22 protein-coding genes are annotated in these 25,174 nt (G+C 62.7%); 12 read left to right on the forward strand and 10 right to left on the reverse strand.

Annotated elements, in window-relative coordinates:
• The 3 genes from QTL95_RS16345 to QTL95_RS16355 all read right to left on the reverse strand — a co-directional run bounded on the left by QTL95_RS16345 (nt 1) and on the right by QTL95_RS16355 (nt 2,994).
• On the reverse strand, nt 1–468 hold the full coding sequence (locus QTL95_RS16345; RefSeq protein WP_289720980.1) for an RrF2 family transcriptional regulator: 468 nt from the start codon (nt 466–468) through the stop codon (nt 1–3).
• Nucleotides 469–646: 178 nt separating this feature from the next.
• Nucleotides 647–847 carry a hypothetical protein gene (locus QTL95_RS16350; RefSeq protein WP_289720981.1) on the reverse strand — a complete coding sequence of 67 codons (201 nt, stop codon included), beginning with the start codon at nt 845–847 and terminating at the stop codon, nt 647–649.
• 95 nt (nt 848–942) lie between these two features.
• Complete coding sequence (locus QTL95_RS16355) at nt 943–2,994, reverse strand: NAD(+) synthase (RefSeq protein WP_289720982.1); 2,052 nt, start codon at nt 2,992–2,994, stop codon at nt 943–945.
• Between the two features lie 258 nt (nt 2,995–3,252).
• Here QTL95_RS16355 and QTL95_RS16360 point away from each other — a divergent pair, with 258 nt between their 5' ends.
• Both QTL95_RS16360 and QTL95_RS16365 read left to right on the forward strand, forming a co-directional pair.
• Nucleotides 3,253–4,344: an NAD/NADP transhydrogenase subunit alpha gene (locus tag QTL95_RS16360; protein ID WP_289720983.1), complete on the forward strand. Its 1,092-nt coding sequence runs from the start codon at nt 3,253–3,255 to the stop codon at nt 4,342–4,344.
• 300 nt (nt 4,345–4,644) lie between these two features.
• Entirely contained in the window at nt 4,645–5,685 is a 1,041-nt protein-coding gene (locus QTL95_RS16365) for a porin (protein ID WP_289720984.1), read from the forward strand.
• 71 nt (nt 5,686–5,756) lie between these two features.
• Here QTL95_RS16365 and QTL95_RS16370 read toward each other — a convergent pair whose 3' ends face one another.
• The gene (locus QTL95_RS16370; protein WP_289720985.1) at nt 5,757–6,248 is read right to left on the reverse strand and encodes an RrF2 family transcriptional regulator; all 492 of its coding nucleotides are present in this window, start codon (nt 6,246–6,248) and stop codon (nt 5,757–5,759) included.
• A gap of 264 nt (nt 6,249–6,512) precedes the next feature.
• On the opposite strand from QTL95_RS16370, the gene QTL95_RS16375 reads away from it, so the two are divergent.
• From QTL95_RS16375 to QTL95_RS16405, 7 genes are all read left to right on the forward strand, one after another.
• Complete coding sequence (locus QTL95_RS16375; RefSeq protein ID WP_289720986.1) at nt 6,513–7,490, forward strand: AAA family ATPase; 978 nt, start codon at nt 6,513–6,515, stop codon at nt 7,488–7,490.
• A gap of 7 nt (nt 7,491–7,497) precedes the next feature.
• The gene (locus QTL95_RS16380) at nt 7,498–8,439 is read left to right on the forward strand and encodes a DUF58 domain-containing protein (protein WP_289720987.1); all 942 of its coding nucleotides are present in this window, start codon (nt 7,498–7,500) and stop codon (nt 8,437–8,439) included.
• On the forward strand, nt 8,439–8,963 hold the full coding sequence (locus QTL95_RS16385) for a DUF4381 domain-containing protein (protein WP_289720988.1): 525 nt from the start codon (nt 8,439–8,441) through the stop codon (nt 8,961–8,963). Before QTL95_RS16380 ends, QTL95_RS16385 begins: the two co-directional genes overlap by 1 nt.
• On the forward strand, nt 8,950–9,936 hold the full coding sequence (locus tag QTL95_RS16390) for a vWA domain-containing protein (protein ID WP_289720989.1): 987 nt from the start codon (nt 8,950–8,952) through the stop codon (nt 9,934–9,936). Before QTL95_RS16385 ends, QTL95_RS16390 begins: the two co-directional genes overlap by 14 nt.
• Nucleotides 9,933–11,492 (forward strand): VWA domain-containing protein, encoded by a 1,560-nt coding sequence (locus tag QTL95_RS16395; protein ID WP_289720990.1) that lies wholly within the window; start codon nt 9,933–9,935, stop codon nt 11,490–11,492. The genes QTL95_RS16390 and QTL95_RS16395 overlap by 4 nt, the downstream gene beginning before the upstream one ends.
• Nucleotides 11,489–12,784 carry a BatD family protein gene (locus QTL95_RS16400; protein WP_289720991.1) on the forward strand — a complete coding sequence of 432 codons (1,296 nt, stop codon included), beginning with the start codon at nt 11,489–11,491 and terminating at the stop codon, nt 12,782–12,784. The genes QTL95_RS16395 and QTL95_RS16400 overlap by 4 nt, the downstream gene beginning before the upstream one ends.
• A 63-nt stretch (nt 12,785–12,847) precedes the next feature.
• Nucleotides 12,848–13,651: a potassium channel family protein gene (locus tag QTL95_RS16405; protein ID WP_289720992.1), complete on the forward strand. Its 804-nt coding sequence runs from the start codon at nt 12,848–12,850 to the stop codon at nt 13,649–13,651.
• Nucleotides 13,652–13,657: 6 nt separating this feature from the next.
• On the opposite strand, the gene QTL95_RS16410 is transcribed toward QTL95_RS16405, so the two are convergent.
• Nucleotides 13,658–14,551 (reverse strand): LysR family transcriptional regulator, encoded by an 894-nt coding sequence (locus QTL95_RS16410; RefSeq protein WP_289720993.1) that lies wholly within the window; start codon nt 14,549–14,551, stop codon nt 13,658–13,660.
• Nucleotides 14,552–14,666: 115 nt separating this feature from the next.
• Here QTL95_RS16410 and QTL95_RS16415 point away from each other — a divergent pair, with 115 nt between their 5' ends.
• On the forward strand, nt 14,667–15,056 hold the full coding sequence (locus QTL95_RS16415) for a (R)-mandelonitrile lyase (protein WP_289720994.1): 390 nt from the start codon (nt 14,667–14,669) through the stop codon (nt 15,054–15,056).
• A 54-nt stretch (nt 15,057–15,110) separates the two neighbouring features.
• On the forward strand, nt 15,111–16,379 hold the full coding sequence (locus tag QTL95_RS16420) for a flavin monoamine oxidase family protein (protein ID WP_289720995.1): 1,269 nt from the start codon (nt 15,111–15,113) through the stop codon (nt 16,377–16,379).
• A 22-nt stretch (nt 16,380–16,401) separates the two neighbouring features.
• Here QTL95_RS16420 and QTL95_RS16425 read toward each other — a convergent pair whose 3' ends face one another.
• Entirely contained in the window at nt 16,402–17,142 is a 741-nt protein-coding gene (locus tag QTL95_RS16425) for an SDR family oxidoreductase (protein ID WP_289720996.1), read from the reverse strand.
• 63 nt (nt 17,143–17,205) lie between these two features.
• On the reverse strand, nt 17,206–18,201 hold the full coding sequence (locus tag QTL95_RS16430; protein ID WP_289720997.1) for an aldo/keto reductase: 996 nt from the start codon (nt 18,199–18,201) through the stop codon (nt 17,206–17,208).
• A 371-nt stretch (nt 18,202–18,572) separates the two neighbouring features.
• Between QTL95_RS16430 and QTL95_RS16435 the strand changes: the two genes are divergently transcribed.
• Nucleotides 18,573–21,134, forward strand: a complete 2,562-nt coding sequence (locus QTL95_RS16435) for a GcvT family protein (protein ID WP_289720998.1) — start codon at nt 18,573–18,575, stop codon at nt 21,132–21,134.
• A 114-nt stretch (nt 21,135–21,248) separates the two neighbouring features.
• Here the strand turns inward: QTL95_RS16435 and QTL95_RS16440 are convergent, their stop codons facing one another.
• Genes QTL95_RS16440 through QTL95_RS16450 form a run of 3 tightly spaced genes read right to left on the reverse strand, consistent with a single transcriptional unit; the run spans nt 21,249 to nt 25,056 of the window.
• The gene (locus tag QTL95_RS16440; protein WP_289720999.1) at nt 21,249–22,568 is read right to left on the reverse strand and encodes a cytochrome c; all 1,320 of its coding nucleotides are present in this window, start codon (nt 22,566–22,568) and stop codon (nt 21,249–21,251) included.
• Between the two features lie 11 nt (nt 22,569–22,579).
• A complete protein-coding gene (locus QTL95_RS16445) occupies nt 22,580–24,349 on the reverse strand; it encodes a GMC family oxidoreductase (protein ID WP_289721000.1) in 1,770 nt (589 codons plus the stop codon).
• A 5-nt stretch (nt 24,350–24,354) separates the two neighbouring features.
• Nucleotides 24,355–25,056, reverse strand: a complete 702-nt coding sequence (locus QTL95_RS16450) for a gluconate 2-dehydrogenase subunit 3 family protein (protein WP_289721001.1) — start codon at nt 25,054–25,056, stop codon at nt 24,355–24,357.
• Between the last annotated feature and the right edge of the window lie 118 nt (nt 25,057–25,174).

Genomic DNA, 25,174 nt, shown 5'->3' on the forward strand with positions numbered 1-25,174 from the left:
TCAGCCGGCGAGCGAAGCCGGCCGATGCTCGTCGTCACCGTCATCGAGCTTGTTGCCGGATGCGACGAACTGTTCGAGGGTCATGTTATCTAGAATATCGGCGATCGCGTCGCGCACTTCGGTCATCGAACGCCGTACCTGACAGGTCTCGGGATCCGAACAGTCGTCGCAGGCTTCGAAGGCGGTGCGGCTGGCGCAGCGGATCGGCGCGAGCGGGCCATCGAGCGTGCGGATGACATGACCGATGCGGATATCGGACGCGGCCCGCGACAGCGAATACCCGCCTCCCGGCCCCTTTTTCGAGCGCAGAATGCCGACATTGCGAAGTTCGAGCAGGATGGTGTCGAGAAACTTCTTGGGGATGTTGTTGCGCGCCGCGACATCGTTGATGAACGCCGTTTCGCCGGGCGCAAGACGCGCCAGATCGACAAGAGCCTTCAACCCGTACTTGCCTTTTTTCGTCAGCATTTTTGATCGCCTCACAGCCCCCGGTATCGATCCCCGATATTAGCAAATAGCGCCAAAACCATGGAGAGGCAATAAATAGCCACTTTTTATATAGTTTATATCCAACCCGGTTAGCGCCCGAGAATTCGCGTGTGTTCTGTTGGGCAGCCGCAAGCAAGACTGCGGCCGGCCACAACATTCATACGAGTGGGTCTTGCCCGCCCGCAATGCTGCGGTTCAGTTCCTGTGCGATGTCTTCCGCATCGATTTTCGATAGGCCGGAGAGATCCTTGCCGTCGGTGGCCGCCGGCAGCGAGGTCAGGGAATCCATGACCGTCCAGGTTCCGCGCGGTTCCTGCCAGACGACGTAGCGTGGCGTGTTTTCTGAGCGGTGCCGCATCGGACGACAGACCTTCCAAGCATTTCGGTCGCGCACACATTCCCGCCTATAGATGTTTCAGGGCCGCCCTTTTGCAACCCTGAAACATCCCTGTCTCAGCTCTTTAGATCGGGAACGTTGGCCTTCAGCTCCTTCAGCCAGATGCGCGCATTGCCATCCGACGGCGCCCGCCAATCGCCGCGTGGCGAAAGCGAGCCGCCGGAGGTGACCTTCGGCCCGTTCGGCGAGGCCGAGCGCTTGAACTGGCTGATGGTGAAGAAACGAAACAGGAAGGTTTCCATCCACTTCTTGATGACGGGCAGATCGAAGCTGCGGCGCTTGTCGGCCGGGAAGTGCGGCGGCCAGACGCCGGCCTCCGCGTCACTCCAGGCATGATAGGCGAGGAACACCACCTTGGATGGGCGAAGGCCGAAGCGGGTCGTGTAGAACAGCGAAAAGTCATGCAGATCGTAGGGACCGATCTTGTCCTCCGTGCTCTGCATCACGCCGTTCTCGTCAGCCGGCACCAGTTCCGGCGAGATCAGCGTATCGAGAATGCGCTCCAGCGTCGCATTCGCCTCGTCGTCGAAATCGCCGCTGCGGATGACCCAGCGGATAAGGTGCTGGATCAGCGTCTTCGGCACCGAGGCGTTGACGTTGTAATGGCTCATCTGATCGCCGACGCCATAGGTGCTCCAGCCGAGGCCGATCTCCGAGAGATCGCCGGTGCCCAGCACTAGTGCGTTGCGCTGGTTCGCTGCGCGGAACAGGAAATCTGTGCGCAGACCTGCCTGTACATTCTCGAAGGTCACGTCATAGACAGGCTGCCCGCCCGAGAACGGATGTTTGAGATCCTTGAGCAATTGCAGCGCAAGCGGCCGGATATCCACCTCTTCTGCTGTAATTCCCATGCCGCGCATCAGCGCCCAGGCATTGCCCTTTGTCTCGTCGCCGGTGGCGAAGCCCGGCATGGTGAAGCCGAGAATATCGCTGCGCGGCCAGCCCAGCTGATCGAAGGCCCGCGCCGCCACGAGCAGCGCGTGCGTGGAATCGAGGCCACCGGAAATGCCGACGCAGAGCCGCTTGATGCCGGTGGAGCGCAGCCGCTTCATCAAGCCCTGCACCTGGATGTTGAAGGTCTCGTAGCAATCCTGGTCGAGCCGCCCGGCATCGGCGGGCACGAATGGGAAGCGCGCTACATCGCGCTTCAGCCCGATATCGCCGGCAGGCTTCGCGAACGGGAAGGAGATGCGCCGGAACGCGTGGCTGGCATCGAGATTGAGCGTCGCCGCATCGTTGAATGTGCCGGTCCTCAGCCGCTCCAGCCGCAGGCGCTCGGTATCGACATCGGCCACGCACATTTGCGATCCCGTCGGGAAGCGATCGGTCTCGGCGAGCAGACTGCCGAGTTCGTAGATGCAGGCCTGTCCGTCCCAGGCAAGATCGGTGGTCGACTCGCCCGGCCCCGCGGCCGAATAGACATAGGCCGACAGCGTGCGCGCCGATTGCGCCGAGCAAAGCAGCTTGCGCGTATCGGCCTTGCCGACGGTGATATTGCTTGCCGAAAGGTTGGCGAGGATAAGCGCGCCGCCCAGGGCGCCGAAATCGCTGGGTGCGGCCGGCGCCCAGAGATCCTCGCAAATCTCGATATGAAAGGTGTACTCGGCGATGTCATCGGCCGCGAAGATCAGGTCTGAGCCGAAGGGAACGCTTTCGCCGGCGACGAGAATGCTCTGGCCGCGCACGTTGCGACCGGAGGCGAACCAGCGCTTCTCGTAGAACTCGCGATAATTTGGCAGATGCACCTTCGGCACCACGCCGAGGATGCGCCCGGCATGAATGGCGACCGCGCAATTGTAGAGGCGTCCCTCGCTCTGCAGCGGCGCGCCGACGAGCAAGACCGGCGTTAGGTCGCGGCTGACAGAGACGATCTCGACAAGTGACTGATCCACCGCTTTGAGCAGCGCATCCTGGCCGAGCAGGTCATCGATAGAATAGCCGGAAAGGCCAAGCTCTGGAAACACCATGAGGCCGACACCCTGGTCATGGCCCGCCTGCGCCAATTCCAGTGTCGCCTGTGCATTGAAATCAGGATCGCCGATCTCGCAATTCGGAGTGCAGGCCGCGACCCGCACAAAACCCTGATCATAAACCGAATAAAAATTCACGAATGCCTCCAGCAGCCTGCGCCTCAAAGATCAATACATCCAAATCCTTTCACGCAAAACCGTAACCCGCACACAAGATGCCCTTATCAGGCAACGCTCATGCACGTTCACGCCGACCCATTGAATATCCTTGATGATCTCAGGTTGAGCACATCGAAAATTGCCAAAATAAAAATTACAAAACCGTCATAAAACTATGTGCGACGCAGCCTATAGCACGCGCGAACATCGTCGTTTGCCCTTCTTTCAGAGCACTGAATGTCCAGACTTGTCAGCGTCCAGTTGGGATTGCTCCGGGAAACATCTCCCGGTGAGCGTCGTGTTGCGCTAACACCGGACGACGTACGCCGCCTCTCTGCACGCTTGTTCATTCGCTTCGAGCCCGGCTGCGGCCGCGAAGCGGGATTCGCCGACGACGATTACATTGCCGCCGGCGCCGAACCGGCGGACTTGCACGATCTGCTCTCTTTTTCCGATATGCTCGCAAGTGTCCGCCGTCCGGCCGATAAGACGGCCTTCAAGGCGAATGCGATCGTCATCTATCTCAGTCCCCGGGGCGAGACAAAAACGGCGGCCGTGGGCACCGGAAACGTTTTTCATCTCGATCTGGCGCGCATCGCGGGTTTGCGCGATGCAGGCGTCATGGATGTGTGGTCGAGACAGGCCGCGATGGTAGGTCAGGCCGCGACACTCGAAGCGGCGCGCGAACTCGGCGCCACACCGGGCATGCTGGCGATCGACGGCAACTTCGTGCGTCCGATCGCCATGGCGGCGATCGGCACCGGCCCGGCGGGTCTGCAGGCCCTGGCCACCGCCAGACGGCTGGGCGCCGTTACCCACGGCTTCGGCTTCGAGACTGATTCCCGGCGGAAGATCGAACGGCTGGGCGCGAAATATCTCGCAGTGAGCGGCGACACCCCGCCTTCCACGCCACGGTCCGGCGACATCGCGATCATCCAAGCAAATCTTGCGCACCATCTGAAGAAGATGCGGTTCATCATAACCGCCGTCGTGACCGCCTCGGGCGAGGCTCCTGTCCTTCTGGACGAGAAGGCGCTTTCTGAACTGGCGTCGGGAACCGTGATCGTGGACCTCGCCGCCGATTGGGGTGGGAACTGCGCGCTTACGAAACCCGGCTACACCACCGAATTCCGAGGCGTCCGAATCATCGGATCGACGAATCTCGCGAGCCGCGAACCTGCAAAGGCGAGTGCTGTCTTCAGCGAAGGCATATCCAGGTTTATCGAACATCTGCTTGGCGATGACGGCCATCCCGATGCTTATCGCAATGACCCGTTCGTCCGTGCCGCGCGCGGTCAGGTGCTCGAAGAAAGGGGACTGGTTTCATAAGTTTGGTCCGAAGCAAGGCCCTTTGGAAAGGTGTTGAATAACAATGTCTTGCCTGTGGGACATTGAGTGCTGTGCTGCGCCTGAACCGACTGTTGCCTTTGCGCAACACACCTCTACCGCATTGCAATATAAAGCAGAATTTAATTGTATCTATAATTGATACATTCCGGCGAAAATGTAATTTGGCGGCGCGGAAGACATCCAGTTTTCCGAGGGCTTGTACGAAAAGAATTTGGGGTAGGTAGGGGCCGATTTCGGCAGCGATAACCTGTGCCCAATCCACAAAGATTGGACTTCGTTATGAACATTAAGATGATGCTTATCAGCTCGGCGGCAGCTCTGTCTGCTTTCTCGGGCGCCCAGGCTGCCGACGCGATTGTCGCTGCCGAGCCGGAAGCCGTTGAATACGTTCGCGTCTGCGACGCTTACGGCACCGGCTACTTCTACATCCCGGGCACGGAAACCTGCCTCAAGGTCAGCGGTTACATCCGTACGCAGCTCAACGTAAGCCCGAACGCCGACATTACGGCCGGCAACGGCACGACGAGAACCAACCGTTCGGACTGGGACATGTACACCCGCGGTCAGGTTCAGTTCACCGCCAAGAGCGACACCGAATACGGCCCGCTCACCGGCGTAATCGTTCTGCAGACGAATGCTGACAACGCTTCCTCGCAGGCCGCTATCCTCGACTCCGCCTACATCGACATCGCCGGCTTCCGCGCTGGTCTGTTCTACAGCTGGTGGGACGATGGCCTCTCTGGCGAAACCGACGACATCGGCTCGCCGGTCACGCTGCATAACTCCATTCGCTACCAGTACGAAGCCAGCGACTTCTACGCCGGCATCAGCGTCGACGAGCTGGAAGACAGCCCGTACTACAACGGCGAAACCTCCAACAACTTCGGCGTTGCTGTTGGCATCGGCGGCAAGGCCGGCGCCTTTACCTATCAGGTAACGGCTGGCTACGACACCGACAACGAAGCCGGCGCTGTCCGCGCAATGGGCACCGTTGCAATCGGCCCGGGCACCCTCGGTCTCGCAGCCATCTATTCTTCTGACCCGAACGCGTACTACAACAAGGCTGAGTGGGTATTCGCCGCCGAATACGCGATCAAGGCTACCGACAAGCTGAAGATCACCCCCGGCGTTCAGTACTACGGCAACTACGGCATCGTCGCTGGCGAGTTCAACGACAACAACGACGCCTGGAAGGTCGGTCTGACGGTTGATTACCAGATCGTCGACAACCTCTATGCCAAGGCGACCGTAAACTACACCGACCCGGATCAGGGCAACGATGTAACCTCGGGCTTCTTCCGCCTGCAGCGCGCGTTCTAATAAGCGCGGCGGGCACCATGGATCGCATGGTGCCCGCTTAAAAGTTTCTGATCAGATTGACCTCCGATCAGTTAGGAAGGGTTGCCTGGTTCCCTGCCGGGCGGCCCTTTTTGTGTTTCCGTGGGAGTATTCTTCTGAGCCTCCAGCCTGCGGAGCTCGGCGACACTGTCCTCGACGGTGACAGACCCCAGCATCTCGACGACGGCCTGCTCGGCACGTTCGCTCAAATATTCGGAGAGATCGCCGATGTTCTCGCCGACGAGCCCTTCGTGTGGAATGTCGTGTCGCGTCGCCCAGATCTTCTTGTCGCCGGTTACCGAAGCGTAGATCTGACTGAGCAGAATTTCCCCGCGCGGTCGCGCAAGCCTGATGCCGCCCTTGCCGCCCGCCGAGGACACGAGAATACCGTGCTCGTTCAACGGTAAAAGCAGCTTGCGAACGAAACTGGCATTGGTGTCCAGACCTTCGGCGAGGGAATGGCTTGTCGTGCGAATATCCGCTTCCTCATTGACCGCGACGCTGATCACGATTTGCAGAGCGGTCGAAAATCGCGTGTCGATCATGCCGAATCCTGAAGCCCTGCGTTCGAAGCCCATCCATCGGCAACAAAGCTACTGGATTTGAGGTGCGTAGCACAGATATTTCCCGGCTAAATCGATTGTCAAGAATCGCCGCGTCCGATCACGCCGACGTGAGACGCCGACACCAGCTATAGGCCGTCGCTGTTACCGTTGCGTACTTCCGTTTTCGCGACCACCGGACAAGATTGCGGATCTGCTGCCGGAAGCCTGTTCCGGCCCCCAAACTTGTGGGATCGGGACCTCGACATGGCCGCACGCGACGACATTCTGGCATTGGGCGGGCGGATCGGCCAGTCGATCATTGGCCAGGAAAAAATGGTCGAGAGCCTGTTGCTCGGCCTTCTGGCGAACGGACACCTCTTGGTCGAAGGCCTGCCCGGTCTCGCCAAGACCCGCGCCATCAAAAGCCTCGCGAAGAATCTCGACGCGAATCTGTCGCGCATCCAGTTCACCCCCGACCTGCTGCCCGCCGATATCACCGGCTCCGACATCTATTTCAGCGAGGGTGGCAAGGGCGAGTTCAAGTTTCAGCCCGGACCCATCTTCGCGAGCCTGATCCTTGCCGACGAGGTCAACCGCGCCCCGGCCAAGGTGCAATCGGCGCTGCTCGAAGCGATGGAAGAGCGGCAGGTCACCGTCGGCGGCAAGAGCTATCCGCTGCCGCCGCTGTTCATGGTCATGGCGACGCAGAACCCGATCGAACAGGAAGGCACCTACCCGCTTCCCGAAGCGCAGCTCGATCGCTTCCTGATGCATGTCGAGGTCGGCTATCCCGATGGAAAATCGGAAGCAGCAATCATGCGGCTCAACCGCGACGAGGAAAACGCCGCGCACGATAACACCAAGCCCGCCGATCTGCAGAAGCTGAACCCGCAGGCGATTTTCGACGCCCGCAAGGAGATCGGCACGATCACGGTCTCCGACCCGGTGGAGGCTTATATCGTGGCACTGGTGCTGGCGACACGCTATCCCGACAAATACGACAAGGATCTCGCCACGCTCGTCCAGGTCGGCATCAGCCCGCGCGGCGTCATCGGCCTCGACAAGGTCTCGCGCTCCTACGCCTGGCTGAAGGGCCGCGACTACGTCACCCCCGACGACGTCAAGGCCGTCGTCAATGCCGTGTTCCGCCACCGGCTGATTCTCTCCTACGAAGCCCATGCGTCAAACACCACGCCCGACCAGGTGATCGACCGGATCGTCGAACTGGTGGCGGTTTCGTGAGGCCGCCATGGAGACGACGACAGGTGTCCACGTCACCACGCAGCAGCTCGTCGCACTCGAGGCGCGCGCCCGCGATCTCGCTTTCGTCCAGAAGGCGAAAAGCCACCGCCAGCTGGCCGGCCGCATGCAGTCCGCAATGCGGGGCCGTGGATTGAGTTTCGAGGAACTGCGCGATTACCTGCCCGGCGACGACGTGCGCACGATCGACTGGCGCGTTACAGCACGCACCGGCAAGCCTACCGTCCGCGTCTATTCCGAGGAAAAGGAACGCCCGGCGCTTGTTGTCGTCGATCAGCGCATCAACATGTTTTTCGGCAGCCGCCGCGCCATGAAGTCGGTCACGGCAGCCGAAGCGGCGATACTTTGCGCCTGGCGCATCCTGGGCTCCGGCGATCGTGTCGGCGGCTTCGTTTTCAACGACGAGACGATCGACGACGTCAAACCGCATCGCAGCCGCCAGGCCGTCATCGGCTTCGCCGACCGCATCGCCCGCCAGAACGCCGCCCTCGATGCCGCCTATGCTGCGCCCCCCTCGCCCGAGGCGCTGGACAGGACGATCGAGCGCGTCGCCGCCATCGCCCACCACGATCACCTCGTCATCATCGTGAGCGATTTCGACGGTCACACCGCCTCGACACGCGACATGCTGCTCCGGCTCGCCGCCCACAACGACGTCATCTGCCTGCTGGTCTACGATCCCTTCCTGCTGGAGCTGCCGCGCACCGGCAATATCGTCGTCAGCGGCGGCGCGCTGCAGGCCGAGCTCGCGCTGAAGCAGGGCGGCGTGCGCCAGTCGATCGACAGTTTCGCCCGCGATCGCGGCCGCGAGCTCCGGGCTTGGCAACGCGAGCTCGGCCTGCCGATGCTTCCGATATCGTCCGCCGAGGAAACCGCTCCACAGCTGCGCAAGCTGCTGGAGCAATCCGCCTGGCGCCAGAGGAGACGGTGATGGAGCCGGCCACGCCGAAACTCGATCCCATGACCGAGACCGCCCTGCGCTCGCTCAGAGACATCGCCATGCCGACGCCTGTCTCCTGGATGCCTCACACCTGGGGCTGGGCGCTTCTTGCCCTTGTCCTTTTCACGGTACTCGCCTTTGTCTTTTTTGCTTGGCTCCGCCGCCGTCGCGCTAACGCCTATCGTCGCGAGGCGCTCGCCGAAATGGACAGGATAGACCGCCTTACCCGCGACCCGACAACGCGTCGCCAGGGTATGGAAGAACTCGCGATCGTCCTGAAGCGCACCGCCCTCGCAGCCTGGGGCCGCCCACCCGTCGCGGCTCTGTCGGGTATGGCATGGGTCGATTTCCTCGGTGAAGACGGCAAGGCGGAAACGGGCGAGGCATTGGCGGAATTACTCGATGACGGCGAATATCGCGAACCGGGCGATCCCGGTTCTGTCCCAGAAAATCAGGTCGACACGTTGCTGGCGGCGGCCAGAGGCTGGATCGAGCATCACCATGTACCAGCTTGATTACCCCTGGCTCCTGATCCTGCTTCCCCTGCCCCTCGTGATCTGGTGGATCCTCCCGGCGCATCGCGAGACGTCGGCCTCCGTCCGCCTTCCCTTCTTCAAGGAGGTGGCGGGGGCCGCCGGCGTCACCCCCACCGCGGGCTCCGTCGTTGCCCGACGCACCTGGCCGCAGATCATCGCCGAAACGCTCGCCTGGTGCCTCGTCGTCCTCGCGCTGGCTCGGCCGCAATTCGTCGAGCCGCCAATCGACAAGGTCGAGCCGCAGCGCGACCTCATGCTGGCGCTCGATCTCTCGCAATCGATGGACACTGTGGATTTCACCGCGCCCGACGGTTCCAGCCATGCCCGTGTCGATGCCGTGCGCACCGTCGTCGCCGACTTCGTGGAGAAGCGGAAAGGCGACCGCATCGGCCTCATCGCCTTCGGTGACGCCCCCTATCCGCTCGTCCCCTTCACCATGGATCACCGGACGGTGGAGACAGTGATAGCGCAGACCCTGCCCGGCATGGCCGGCCCGCGCACCTCGCTTGGCGATGCCATCGGGCTCGCCATCAAGATGTTCGAGAAGACGACCGTTCCAGAAAAAGTGCTGATCATACTGACCGACGGCAACGACACCGCAAGCAAGATGCCGCCGGCAAAGGCCGCCGATATCGCCAAGCAGAAGAGCGTCGTCATCCATACCGTCGGCATCGGCGATCCCGCGGCAACCGGCGAGGACAAGCTAGATGCCGCCACACTGCAGAAGGTGGCGACCGACACCGGCGGACGATATTTCTTCGGCGGCGACCAGATGCAGCTCGCGGCGATCTACGACGTGCTCGACCAGATCACCCCCGAAAACCAGAAGAGCCTCTCCTGGCGCCCCCGGATCGAGCTGTTCCACTGGCCGCTCGGCGCCGCCATCGTGGTGCTCGCCTTATTCTACGGCGCCAGCGGCGCGGCCGGTCTCCTGAGGAGGCGAGCCGCATGATCGAGAACTTCCATTTCCTGCGCCCCTGGTGGCTCGTCGCCCTGCTCGTCCCGATCGCCATCCTCTGGCTTTCCTCCCGCGCCTCCGACATCCGCGACCGATGGAAGAGCATGATCGCCCCGCACCTGCTGGAGAGCCTGATCGTCAAGCCGGCCCGGGCCTCCCGCATCCGCCCCTCCTGGGTTCTCTCGGCTGTCCTTGCACTCTCCGCCCTTGCCGCCGCCGGCCCGACCTGGGAACGGGAGGCGCCGCCCTTCGTCGAGGACACGGCACCGCTGGTTATCGCCGTCGATCTCTCCGCCACCATGGACGCGATCGACATCACCCCGTCACGCCTCGAACGCGCCAAGCTGAAGATCAAGGATGTCGTCGCGGCCAGACCGGGCGGGCGCACCGCACTGGTCGCCTATGCCGGCTCGGCGCATCAGGTGCTGCCGCTGACGGATGACTCAGGCCTGCTCGCAACCTACGGCGACGCGCTCGCCACACGCATCATGCCCGTTGCAGGAAAGAACACCGCAAATGCGCTCGCCGTTGCCAGTAAGACCTTTGCGAATGAAGAGGCGGCCGGCACCATCCTGTTTCTCACCGACGGCGTGGAGGATGCGGCTTCCGCCGCCTTCAAGGCGGAAAAGGACCAGAACCTGCTCGTTCTCGGCATCGGCACCGCCGAGGGCGGGCCGGTGAAAACGCCCGACGGAAGTTTCCTGACCAATGCCGCCGGCGCCCGCGTCTTTGCAAAGCTCGACATCGACGCGCTGAAGAAGCTTGGTCGCGATACCGGCGTCGAGGTCGCGACATCGACCGCCGACGACACCGACGTTACGTGGGTCATCCAGCACGTTGCCACCAATTTCGCCGCCCGCAAGACGGAGGAAGGCGACCGCTGGAAGGATGCCGGCTGGCTCCTGCTGTTCCCGATCGCCCTCCTCTTTGCCCTTTCCTTCCGCGGCGGCTGGGTGGTGCGCACCGGCGCGCTGCTGCTCGCCGCGCGGCTTGTCCTTCTTCCCGCGCAGTCCGAAGCGGCCGGCCTTGCCGGCATGTGGCTCACCCCGGACCAGCAGGGCCGCCTCGCCTTCGAGCGCAGCGAATACACGGCGGCCGCAGCCGACTTCCGTGACCCGATGTGGCGCGGCACTGCACTCTATCGCGCCGGAAAATATGCAGAGGCGATCGATGCCTTCGCGGCGGTCGATACGCCGGAGAGCTGGTTCAACCAGGGCAACGCGCTGATGCGCCTCGGCAAGTTCGAGCCCGCTGTCGCCGCCTATAACAAGGCGCTGGAGGCCCGCAAGGATTGGCCGGATGCCACCGCAAATCTCGCCCTCGCCGAGGGTCTGCTCGCCGCACAGAAGCAGGACCAGGACGAGCAGCCGCAGGATCCCAACGAGAAGCCGGACCAAATCCAGTTCGACGACAAGGGAAAGCAAGGCAAGGCGGGCGAGGTCGATATCGCCGAGCAGACCTCGGAGATGTGGATGAAGAACATCCAGGTTAGCCCCGCCGGCCTCATGGCAAGAAAGTTCGCCCTCGAAGTCGGGGACAAGAAGCCATGAGGTGGATCTACGCCCTTCTTCTGCTGTTCGGAGCAGCGCTTCCCGCGTCGTCGGCGGCACCTTTCGCCCGCACGGCGGTCGAGGAACAGGGAGAGATCGTCCCCGGCCAGCGCATCCATCTGATCGTCGATGTCTTCGCCCCCGATTTCTTCACCTCGCCGCCGCAGTTCCCCTTGTTCGACCTGCCCGATGCGCTGGTCACGCTTCCCGACGAACGCGCGCAGAACAGTGTTCAGACCATCGACGGCGTGCAATATTCCGGCATTCGCCGAACCTACGCCATCGTCCCCGAAAAATCGGGACCCTACGTCGTGCCGCCCTTCGCCATTGAACTCGGCTACTCCGTGGACGGTAAGCCGACCAGGGCAGAGGTCATGGCGCCATCGGCAAGCTTCACTGTCGGCGGCGGCACGCAGTCGCAAGGCGTGGCATTCGCCGCGAGCGGGTTGACGCTGAAGGAGAGCTTCGACCGCGACCCGGCCACGCTGAAATCAGGCGAGGCGATTGTCCGCACCATCACGATCTTCTCCAGAGACACGCAGGCCATGCTGATCCCACCGCTGGAACTCCACAATCCCTCGGGGCTGCAGGCTTACGCCAAGCCCCCGCTCCTGAAGGACGGCGTGACCGTCGACAACGAACGCGGCAGCGAGCGAGTGGAAGTTCTGACCTATGTCGCCCCGTCGGAAGGCAGCTTCGACATCCCGGCCGCGACGATGCACTGGTTCGACATAGATGCACATGCGGACCAGACCTCGACGCTTCCCCCCACAAAGCTGAGCGTGGCAAAGGCCGATGCGAAATCGACCGGCATCGCCCCCGTCGTCGACAAGCCAACCGAACGATCCGCATCCCTCTCAACCAGAGCGATCGCTCTCGCGGCACTTGCCGTCGCGATCCTCGCCGCCATCACGGCAACGATCTGGAAACGACGCAATATGATTACGGCCTTGCTCGCCCGCTACCGCACCAGCCGGGCGCGCCCGGAGCACGCGGCCTATCGCCAGCTTCTCGCAGCCCTCGACACGGGAGGAGCACAGGAAATCTACTCCGCCCTGACAGATTGGTGCCGCCTGGCAAGCCTCGGTTCCCCGGCAAACTGGGTCGAACAATCCGCCGACGACGAGCTCAGCCGTCAATACTACCGCCTCCAGCAACACCTATTCGCGCGGGAGCACACGGCCTTCGACGCCGCAGCGTTGCGGCAAGCAATCGAGCGTGTCCGCAAGGCGCGTCCCTTTTCCGCCGGCACCAAGCATCGAGGCGCCCTACCGGCATTGAACCCGCCCTGACCGTTGAAATCGCCGAGCGCAGGCAGATATTACCAAGCCCGCCCATGTAGATAGTCTCGCCGAATGACCGATCCGCTACCGCATCCAAGACACCTCTCGCAAAGCACCGAAACCCTTCGCAACAGGCTGCGCTGGCTGGAGCGCGGGCAGGATACCCGCTCGCTGCAATTGCAGGCGCTGCTGGCGATCATCGACCTCGCCATTCTCGCCTTTTTCCTCTTTGGCCCCTTCCTGCGCAAGGGCCACTCCTATGTCATCGTCGATTACACGGTCGCCGCCTGGATCGCGATCGAGCTCGTGGCCCGCGGCCTGATCGCCGGCGACATGAAGGTCTTCTTCACCCGCCTGATGACCTGGATAGACCTCTTCATCCTGGCGACGCTGCTCTTCCCCGACCTTCTCTTCAACTTCGCCTTCCTGCGCGCCATGCGCGTCTGGGCGATCGGCAACAGCAGCCTGTTCAGGGAGGCGCTACGCCGTTGCGGCTGCATTCAATGGCTCGACGTCGCCCGCGCCAGCCTCAATCTGGTGGTGTTCCTCTTCATCGTCACCGGCTTCGTCTACACCAGCTTCTTCTACAACCGCGAAGGCAGCGAAGGCTTTGTCGACGCCCTCTATTTCACCGTGGCGACAGTCACCACCACGGGCTTCGGCGACATTACGCTTCCCGGCACATCGGGAAAGCTCACCTCGATCATCACCATGATCATCGGCATCTCGCTCTTCGTCCGCCTCGCCCAGGCCGTCGTGCGCCCCTACAAAGTTAATTTCCCCTGCCCGCAATGCGGCCTGCACCGCCACGACGCAGACGCCGTGCACTGCAAGGCCTGCGGCCACCTCCTCAATATTCCCGACGAGGGCATGTAGCCCGTCTCAGCCGCGATATCGCAGCGCCTCGACGAGCAGCGCGAACGCCGCCGAGGGCTGGCGCCGGCTGGGGTAATAGAGATGATATCCCGCAAAGGGCGGGCACCAGTCCTCCAGCACGCGCACCAGCGTACCGTCGGCCAGTTGCTGCTGGACATGATCCTCCATGACGAAGCAAATCCCGAAACCGGCCGCCGCCGCGCGCAGCATCATCCTCACATTGTTGAAGGCAAGCTGTCCCTCGACCCGTACCCTCACCTCGCGCCCGTCCTTCTCCATCTCCCAGGCATAAAGACCGCCGGCGCTCAGCATGCGCAGATTGATGCACCGGTGATCGGCGAGGTCCTGTGGCGTGCGGGGGATAGGGTATCTCTCGAAGTAGCCGGGCGACGCCACGGCCGCCATGCGCAGATCAGGGCCGATCCGCGTGGCGATCATGTCCTTGGCGACCGCCTCGCCGAGCCGCACGCCGGCGTCGAACCGTTCCGTGACGATATCGGTCAATCCGGCATCGAGGCTGAGCTCGACATGGATATCGGGATAGTCCGGCAGCAGCGTCTCAAGCGTCGGCCACAGGATCGTGTTGGCTGCATGCTCCGAGGTGGTGATACGGATCGTCCCCGCCGGCTTCTCCCGGAGCTCGCCGAGCGAGGCAAGTTCGGCGCCGATGCTGTCGAGTGCCGGGCGCAGCGTCGCGAGCAGCTTCTCTCCCGCCTCGGTGGGTGCGAGGCTGCGCGTCGTCCGTGTCAGCAACCGCACGCCGAGCCGTGTTTCCAGCCGCCGGATCGTATGGCTGAGCGCCGATTGCGACGTTCCGAGCTTCGCCGCCGCGCGCGTAAAGCTCTGCTCCTCCGCCACCGTCATGAAGGCATTCAGGTCGACCAGTTCTTCGCGCCGCATTCATGAACTCCAGATATGACTGCATGCAAGATATAACGACTACCGATCATCCTGTCGCCCGGCTAGATTGCGGTACGACAGCATCGGCGCCCGCGCCCGAACGAGAGAGCATGACATGAAGATCACCCGCACAGGATCACAACCCTCCAGGAAGGGCCCCGAGGACTGGTTTACCGGCGCCGTCCGGCTCGACGCCGCCTTCAGCGGCAGCGGCAATCTCAGCGGCTCGACCGTCACCTTCGAGCCGGGCGCCCGCACCGCCTGGCACACCCATCCCCTCGGCCAGTCGCTTCTTGTCGTCTCCGGCCTCGGCCGCGCCCAGCGCGAAGGTGGTCCCGTCGAGGAAATCCGCCCCGGCGACATCATCTGGTTCGAGCCCGGCGAGAAGCACTGGCACGGCGCAGCGCCGGATTGCGCGATGTCGCACATCGCCATCGCGGAGATGCTCGACGGCAAGGCCGTTGACTGGATGGAAAAGGTGAGCGACGCGGACTACGGCGGCTAATCGCCTGATGACGTCAGGCTTCCCTTCCGCCATGGAACATGTCAACGGTAGTCCATGACGTCAGAACCGGACATCGTTATCATCGGCGCAGGCGCGGCCGGCATCGGCGCCGCGAGAAGACTGGCCGGCAGCGGCCTTTCCACCATAGTGCTGGAAGCCCTTCCCCGCCCCGGCGGCCGTGGCTTCACCCGCCAGATATCGGGCATGGCGATCGATCTCGGTTGCGGATGGCTGCATTCCGCCGACCGCAATCCCTGGGTCGGCATCGCCGAAGAACTCGGCATCGTGGTCGACCGCCGCCGGAGCGCCTGGGGATCGCAATACCGCGAACTCGGCTTCCCGCCATCCGACCACATTGCCGCGCAGACGGAGTTCGGAGCCTGGAGCGAACGCATCATTGATGCCCCGCCGGCAAGCGACATCGCCGCCGAAGCGCTCGACCCGAACGGTCGCTGGACGAATTACCTGCAGGCCCTGAGCGGCTATATCAGCGGCGACGAACTCGAACGCATCTCCGCCAAGGATTATGCCGCCTATGACGAGGCATCGACCGAATACAACTGGCGTGCGCCCGCAGGCTATGGCGCGCTGATAACGGCCGCGATCCCGCAAGGCCAGGCCTTGCACCTTTCCACGCGGGTCGAAAGCATCGGTCTCGACGGCAGCCGGGTCACGCTTGAGACCTCCGCCGGGACGCTCCGCCCCCGTGCCGTCATCGTCACCTGCTCAACCAACATTCTCTCCGGCGACACGATCCGCTGGCCCTTGGCACTAGACCCGTGGCGCGAGGCGGCCTGCCGGCTGCCGCTCGGCAACAACGAGAAGATCTATCTCGAAATAAACGGTAAAAACCCCTTCGAACCCGAAACCCACGTCATCGGCGATCCCCGCGATGCCGCGACCGGCTCCTACTACATCATGCCGCTCGGCCTGCCCGTCATCGAATGCTTTCTCGGCGGCGCCGGTGCCCGCAAGGCGGCTGCCGATGGCGCCGCGGCCGCCTATGAGCGCGCCACCGACCAGATCGTCAACCTGTTCGGCTCATCCGTGCGCAGCAATCTCAAACCGCTGGCCGCCTCCGACTGGGCGCGAACGGCATCGATCGGCGGCGGCTACAGCCACGCACTTCCCGCACAAAGGGAAGCAAGGGGCATACTTGCGCGCCCCTTCGACAACCGCCTGTTCTTCGCCGGCGAGGCAACCCACGCGACGGACTTCTCCACCGCCCACGGCGCCTACAAGAGCGGCCGCCGCGCCGCCGAAGAAGCGATCGCGGCGTTGACGGCAGGCGCCTCCGGCATCTCGGGCGCGGTGTCCGGCTAGATCTCGGTCCGCCGTCGTGGCATCAAAACTCCTGCGCCGTTGGGCGGAACAGGATTTCGTTGATGTCCATCTCATCTGGCTGGCTGATCGCGAAGGCGATGACCCGCGCGAAGTTTTCGGCCGGGATGGCATTGGCCTCGTAGAATTCTTGAATGCCCCTCGCGACATCGGCCTCCGTCACGCTGAGCGGCAACTCGGATTCGACAGCGCCCGGAGACACCACCGTCGTGCGGATATGGTAGGGCTTCACCTCCTGCCGCAGTCCTTCGGAGAGCATCCGCACGGCAGCCTTGGTGGCGGCATAGACGGCACTTCCTGCTCGAACCTTGTGGCCGGCGACCGAGGAGACGTTGATGATGTGACCGCTTTTCTGCGCCTTCATGTGCGGCAGAGCGGCGGCGATCCCGTAGAGCACGCCCTTGATGTTGACGTCGATCATCCGGTCCCAGTCCTCGATCTTGCCGCGTTCGAGCGGCGAGTGCGGCATCAGCCCGGCATTGTTGATCACGACATCCACCCGGCCATGCGCGGCCACCGCCGCATCCACCAGCCGCTTCACCTGCGCAGCATCCGTGACATCCGTCTGAACCGCGGCGCCGTCACCGAGCCCGAGTTCGTTCGCCAGCCCTTGGAGCCGGTCGAGACGGCGGGCGCCGAGCACCAGTTTCGCCCCTTCCCGCGCCAGATGCCGCGCGGCAGCTTCCCCGAGACCGCTGCTTGCGCCCGTGATGACGACGACTTTTCCTTCGATATTGCCTGACATGACATGCTCCGATCGTGAATGGATCATGGCCCGCCCGATAACGGGCGGGCCGTGGCGGGATAGTTAGAGCCCCGTGGTCTTCATCAACTGTTCCGGATAACGCTCGCCCTCGACCCCGATCTCGGCAGCCGCCTTTTCGATCTCGGCAAGATCATCAGGCGTCAGATCGACATCGGCCGCGGCCAGGTTCTCTTCCAGGCGATGCAGCTTGGTGGTGCCGGGAATGGGCACGATCCAGGGCTTGCGCGCCAGCAGCCAGGCGAGCGCCACCTGCGCCGGCGTCGCCTGCTTCTCCGCGCCAATGCGCTTCAATAGCTCGACCAGCGCCTGGTTCTTCTCCATCGCCTCCGGCGTGAAGCGCGGAAGGATCTTGCGGAAGTCGTTGTCGCCGATCTCGGTATCCTTGCCCATCGCGCCGGTAAGAAAACCCTTGCCGAGCGGGCTATAGGCGACGAGGCCGATGCCGAGCTCCTCGCAGGCTTCGAGGATGCCGTTTGTCTCCGGCCCGCGCGTCCAGAGCGAATACTCGTTCTGCAGCGCCGTCACCGGCTGCACGGCGTGGGCGCGGCGAACGGTCTGCGCGCCGGGCTCGGAAAGCCCGAAATGCTTCACCTTGCCCTCGGCGATCAGGTCCTTGACCGCCCCTGCCACATCCTCGATCGGCACATTGGGATCGACGCGATGCTGGTAGAAGAGGTCGATCACCTCGACACCAAGGCGCTTCAGCGAGGCATCGGCGACACGGCGGATCTGTTCCGGCCGGCTGTTGACGCCGGCCATCCTGCCGGTCTGCTGATCGATGTTGAACCCGAACTTGGTGGCGATCACCACTCGGTCGCGAACCGGCGCCAGCGCTTCGCCAACAATTTCCTCATTGGTGTAGGGACCATAGACCTCGGCGGTGTCGAAAAACGTCTCCCCACGGTCTACGGCCTGGCGGATCAGCTTGACGCTTTCGGCATTGCTAAGCGCATGGCCATAGCTGAAATTGAGCCCCATGCAGCCGAAGCCGATCGCCGATACCTCAAGCCCGCTCTTTCCGAGAACGCGTTTCTTCATGTCATCTTCTCCTGTTGGGATGAGGCGAAGATAAACCACGGGCACCGCAGCGATTAGACGGCATAATCGGCATGAAGCTATATCCCGATTTCATGAATGCGGCAGGACACCCAGAGCGCTCACAATGTCGCAATCACGATACGCCAGCCTTGCGACAGGGCAAATCCGAGCCTGCACCGCCAATGAGGCAACCATGGAGACTACCGGCAAAGCAACTGCGGAAGCGATAATCCGCATCACGACCCCACAAGCCGCATTGCGCTGGTCGTGCAGCATGTTGTTTATGTCGTGGACAGGCTCTAGTCATGGATCGGGTCGCTCTAAGATCACCGCCAATACCACACTGGGCAATACAATCAGGGTCGCACGCAATGGCAGAATTTCCTCAAAAGGCGAAGGTCGTAATCATCGGGCTCGGCGGCATCGTCGGCGCATCCATCGCCCACCACCTGATCGAACGCGGATGGGACGATATCGTCGGCATCGACAAATCCGGTATCCCGACCGACATTGGCTCCACCGCCCACGCCTCGGACTTCTGTTACACTACCAGCCACGACTATCTCTCGGTCTGGACCACCCAGTATTCGATCGATTTCTACGAGAAGATGGGCCACTATTCCCGCATCGGTGGCCTTGAAGTCGCACGCACGGGCGACGATGCCTGGATGGAAGAGATCAAGCGCAAGCTGACTTCGGCCAAGGCCTTCGGCACCAACGCCCGCTACGTCTCGCCCTCCGAGATCAAGGAAATGTTCCCGCTGATCGAAGAAGATCAGGTGCAGGGCGGCATGTTCGATCCCGACGCCGGCCTCGTCATCCCGCGCTCGCAGACCGTTGCCGGCAAGCTGGTCGATGCCGCCGAGAAATCCGGCAAGCTGAAGATGTTCGGCAACACGCCGGCTCAGTCGCTGATCGTCGAAGGCGGTCGCATCAAGGGCGTCGTCACCCATCGCGGCACCATCATGGCCGATCATGTGATCGTCTGCGCCGGCCTCTGGGGCCGCCTGATCGCCGAGATGGTCGGCGAGGACCTGCCGGTCATGCCGGTCGATCACCCGCTGACTTTCTTCGGCCCCTATAACGAGTTCGAAGGCACGGGCAAGGAAATCGGCTTCCCGCTGCTGCGCGACCAGGGCAACTCCGCCTATATGCGCGACACCGGCGACCCGAAGACCACTGAAGGCGGCCAGATCGAGTGGGGCTATTACGAGACCACCAATCCGCGCATGTGCCACCCACGCGAGCTTCTCGAAAAGCACGAGGCGCGCCTCTCGCCCTCGCAGCGCGATCTCGAAATGGAGCAGATCCTCGAGCCGCTCGAAAAGGCGATGGAACTGACCCCGATCCTCGGCGAACTCGGCTATAACGAAGGTCACTCCTTCAATGGCCTGCTGCAGGTCTCGGCCGCCGGCGGCCCGTCCTGCGGCGAGAGCCAGAAGGTGCGCGGCCTCTGGTACTGCGTCGCCATCTGGGTCAAGGACGGCCCGGGCTACGGCAAGCTCATCGCCGACTGGATGACCGACGGCCGCACCGAGATCGACCACAACTCGATCGACTATTCCCGCTTCTACCCGCACCAGCTGACCGAGGATTTCATCGCCGGCCGCTGCTACGAGGCTGCGCAGAAGATCTACTTCCCCGCCGTCCACACCCGCGAACCCTACGCCTCCGGCCGTGGCGCCAAGCGCTCGCCCTTCTACGAGCGCGAGAAGGAACTCGGCGGCTACTTCATGGAACTTGGCGGCTGGGAACGCGCCCACGGCTACAAGGCTAACGAGCACCTGCTGGAGAAATACGGTTCCCAAGTTCCGGTGCGCGAAAACGAGTGGGACAACCGCCATTTCTGGCGCGTCTCCAACGCCGAGCATCTGGCGATGAGCGAGGATTGCGGTATCGTCAACCTCAGCCACTTCCACATGGTCGATATCGAAGGCCCTGACCATGTCGACCTGCTCGAATGGCTCTGCGCCGCCAAGATCGGCGGTGACGCCAACATCGGCAAGGGCATCTACACCCACTTCCTCGACGACGAGGGCATGGTCCGCGCCGACTTCACGGTCATCCGCATGGCCGACCGCTGCCGCCTCATCAACGGCGCCGATGCCGGCCCGCGCGACTTCCACTACATGAAGCGCGTGGCCGAGGATCGCGGTCTCGACGTGACGATTACGGACGTCTCTGAAAAGTTCATCACGATCGGCATCTGGGGGCCGAACGCCCGCGACACGCTGAAAAAGGTTGTCGCCGATCCGGCAGCGCTCGATCCCGAAAACTTCGCCTTCGCGGCCATCAAGCCGATCGAGATCGCGGGCAAGACGGTCACCGCCTTCCGCATCTCCTATGTCGGTGAACAGGGCTGGGAACTGCATATGAAGTACGAGGATGGCCTCGCCGTCTGGGACGCGCTGCGCGCCACCGGCGTGATGCCCTTCGGTGTCGAGACTTACGCCAACTCGCGCCGCATGGAAAAGTCCCTGCGCCTGCAGAACGGCGACCTGCTCACCCAGTACAACCTGCTGGAAGCCGACCTCGCCCGCCCGAAGGTCAAGGAAGCCGATTTCCGCGGCAAGGCCAAGCACCTGGAATACAAGGCGCGCGAACAGCAGCCGGCCATGCTCTGCACGCTTGTGATGACCGAGAACACCGACTCGACGGGCGTCAAGCGCTACCCCGTCGGCTCCATGCCGGTCATGGATCCGGAAACAGGCAAGACCCTGGTCGACAGCCTCGGCCGCATCTCCTACACCACCTCGGTCGCCTACGGCCCGACGGTCGGCAAGAACATCGCGCTTGCCTACCTCCCCCAGGAATACTGCCAGGTCGGCCGCAAGCTCAACGTCGAGTATTTCGCCGAGACCTACCCGGTCGAAGTGGTCAGCGTCGGCTACAAGCCGATCTACGACCCCGAGAACCTGAAGCCGCGCACCTGATTTCAGGTCGAACCTCGTAAAACAGAACAGCCCGCGGGATTTCTCCCGCGGGCTGTTTCATTTCCAATCTCATGGAGAAAACCGGCAGCACGCTCGCGCTGCCGGCCTTTTACATCAATGCTTCTCGCCGCGAACGGCGGTCACGTCGGCTGCCGTTACGGCGGCCGCCTTGTTGTGCCAGCCGTCGCGCAGGAAGGTCGCGAGTGCGGCCACTTCGTCGTCCGACAGGCGGTTTTCGTAGCCCTGCATGCGCAGCTTCATCGGGCGATCCGGCGTCGACGGCAGTTCGGCGCCGTGCAGGATCACGCTGATCAGGCCCTTGGGCGACTTCGCTGCGACCAGCGAGTTGCCGTCAAGCTCCGGGAAGGTCTCGCCGGCGCCCTTGCCGCTCACCATGTGGCAGGCCGCGCAGTTGTCGAGATAGAGACGCGGGCCGAGTGGCATGTCGGGCTTGGCGTCCGAGAGCAGCGTTTCGGTCTGCGTCACCTCTGCCTTCTCCGGCTGGGCCGCCGAAGCGGAACCGCCTTCGCTGCCGATCTTCTTCAGATAGGTGGCGATGGCGAGGTTGTCGTCGTGGCTCATGTACTGCAGCGAGTCGCGAACGACGAGCATCATCTCACCGGTTGCCGTCGAGTGAGCATTGCGAGCGGTCGACAGATAAGCCGCCAGCTGTTCGGTGCTCCACGTCTGCGGGCCGCTTGCCGGACCGCGAAGATCAGGGGCCGTGAAGCCGTCGATCTCGCCGCCCGAGAGGAAGGCCTTCGACGTGTTGTCGATGCCATCCTGCGCCATGAACAGGTTGCGCGGGCTGTGGCAGGCCGCGCAGTGGGCGGCGCCCTCGACGAGATACTTGCCGCGGTTGAACTGCTCGTCCTCCCCCTCAGCCGGCTTGAAGCCGGCCTCTTGGCGAAGCGCAAGCCAGTTCCATGCGCGCAGGCCGAAGCGCATGTTGAACGGGAAGGCAAGCTTGGTTTCCTCGACCTTGTTCGAGACAGGCTCGACCTCATGCATGAAGTAGTCGTAGAGCGCCACGACATCTTCTTCCGACAGCTTGCGATAATTCTCGTACGGCATGGCCGGATAGAGATGCGTGCCATTGGGCGTCATGCCGTCGTAGAGGGCAGCGCGGAAATCGGCGAGTGTCCAGTTGCCGATGCCGGTGTCCTTGTCGGGCGTGATGTTGGTGGTCCAGATCGTGCCCATCGGGCTCTGGATGGCGCGGCCGCCGGCGAAGGGCTTTCCGCCCTCGCTGGTGTGGCAGGCCATGCAGTCGCCGGCGCGCATGACATATTCACCCTGCCCCTTGGCCGGCTTGAAGTCGGCGGCAAGCTGAGTGGTCGGGGCGGTACGCTGCACCGGCACGAAGATGAAGGCAACAAGGGCGATGACGCCGAGAACGACGAGCGTTCCGATGATGCGGAGAAAGGTTTTCATCTCTGTTCTCCTTACGCCAGCGGCCGCGGGTTGGGCAGGTAATCCTTGCGGATGTGGTGTGCCGCCCAATAGGCCAGACCACCGACCATGCCGGTCGGGTTGTACTGCGTGTTCTGCGGGAAGGTGTTGGCGCCCATGACGAAGACGTTATGGCAATCCCAGGACTGCAGATAACGGTTGAGAACCGAGGTCTTCGGATCGTCACCGGTGACGGTGCCGCCCGTGTTGTGGGTGGTCTGGTAAGGACGGACGTCGAACATCGCGCCTTCCTTTTTGAAACCTTCCTGCAACGTGGTCGGGTTCATCGACTTTGCCAGCGGCTCCATCTTTGCCTTCATGAACTGCGTCTGGCGGATTTCGTTCGGATGCCAGTTGTAGGTCATGCGCAGCATCGGACGGCCGTGGCGGTCCTTGTAAGTCGGGTCGAGATCGAGATAGTGGCCGCGATAGGACATGACGGAGCCGTGGGCGCCGATGTTCATCGCATGGCCGTACCACTCACCGATGCCCTTCTTCCAGCCGGCACCCCAGCTGGGCGTACCCGCCGGCAGCGGCATGGTGTGGCCCGGCTGACCATTGGTCTGGCCCGCACGCCAATAGGCGCCGCCGACAAAGCCTTCCTTGGCGAAATCGATATTGTCCATACCGAAATCGTCGATGCAGAAGCCGTTGGCACCTGTACCGATAAACGGGTTGAATTCCTCGTCCTTGAAGAACAGCGTGTAACCACCGGTGATCTGGTAGGCATAGTTACGACCGACAACACCTTCGTTGGTGTTGGGATCGTAAGGCTGGCCGATACCGGACACCAGCATCAGGTGCACGTTGTTCAGCGCAAACGCCGTCAGGATGACCAGATCGGCCGGCTGGAAGACTTCTTCGCCGGTCTTGTGGTCGAAATAGGTGACGCCGGTCGCGGTCTTGCCGTCTTCAGCCTTTTCGACGCGCAGAACTTCGGCCTGCACGCGGTATTCGAAGTTCTTCTTGCGCTTCAGGGCATCGATGATCGCCGTCTGCGGCGAGGACTTCGAATAGTTGTAGCAGCCGTAGCGCTCGCAGAAACCGCAATGGTTACACGGGCCCATCTGCATGTTGTATTCGTTGACGTAGTCCTTGGAGGCGATACCGCCAGGGCTTGGGAACGGGTGATAGCCCGCAGCCTTCGCCGCATCGCGGAACTTCACGCCATCCCAGGTCGATGGCATCGCCGGCATCGGATAGTCGTTGGAGCGCGGTGCTTCGAAAGGATTGCCGCCCTCGACGATCTTGCCGTTGACATTGCCGGCCTGGCCGGAAATGCCCGCGACCTTCTCGAAGCGATCGAAATGCGGCTCGAGCTCTTCGTAGGTCATCGGATAGTCCTGGATCGTCATGTCCTCGGTCATGACGCCCGCGCCGAACTTCTCGGTCACGTAGGACTTCAGGCGGTATTCCGACTGCATCGGACGCCAGTTGAGGCCGTTCCAGTGCGTGCCTGCACCACCGACGCCGGTGCCGAGCAGGAAGGTGCCGAGGCTTCGGTAGGGCAGAGCCTCTTCATCCAGTGAGCGGCGGATGGTGACCGTCGTGTTCGCCGGCTTTTCCATCATCCCGTAACGGATGCCGTATTTCAGCTCGTCGATCATGTTCGGGTACTGGAAATCGGGAACGGTCGCCTGATCGTGACCGCGCTCCAGCGCCAGAACTTCGAGGCCTTCATTGGCAAGCTCGATGCCCATGATCGCGCCGGTCCAGCCGAAGCCGACGAGAACGACGTCTTTTTTCTTTTCTGTACGTGCCATGTTCGTTAGCCCCTTTCGCCGGAGATCGAGACGGGGCCAAGCGGATACTTGACGTTATGCTTTCCAACCCATTCCTTGTAGGAACCACGCGCGCCCGGGAAGCCGATATATTTCCAGGCAGCCATTCCGTGGTTGCCGCCATACATCGGGTCGGAGAAGTAGCCTTCCTTGGTGTTGGCGAGCAGGATGCCGAAGAAATCGCGCAGCTCCGGCTTGATCTTCATCTCGTCCTTCTGGAGCGAGGTCAGCGCCTTGTCCTGCGTTTCCGGGTCGAGCTCGGCGAAGATCTTGCCGTGGGTGGTCTTGCACCACTCGTCGAACAGCGGGATAGCCTGCTGGTAAATCTGCAGCGGGTTGAGCGGGGTCTGCCAGCCGCGCAGCGGGCTCGCCGCCGGCTCATATGGCCCGACCATGTACCAGTCGGACGCCTTGCCGTAGTCACCAGCGAGCTGCTTGTCGATGAAAACGGGAACACGCGTCTCGATCGCGCCGGGGCCGTCGCCCTCCGACGGAATCAGTCTCGCGACCGCAGCCATGACGAAGGCCCACTCCGTGGGCTGAAGACAGTCCGGCTTGTATTCGGTGAGCGCGACGGGTTCGGGTTTCTGTTCGGCTTTCGCCGCACCGGCAATACCGGCAATAGCCGCTGTCGCCGCGGAAGCTTTCAGGAAGCTTCTGCGGGACGGCAGGCCCGGGAGATCTCTCATGATTGGCTCCTTGATGGCTGTGGGAGGCAGCCACTTGGTTTTGCTGAGCGTCAATTCAGCACGAGGCAATTTGACGCTGGCGCTCTACGCCCGCCCGGATCGGCTGACAAGGACTGCC

Source organism: Rhizobium sp. S152, from assembly GCF_030380735.1.
Lineage (GTDB): Bacteria > Pseudomonadota > Alphaproteobacteria > Rhizobiales > Rhizobiaceae > Rhizobium.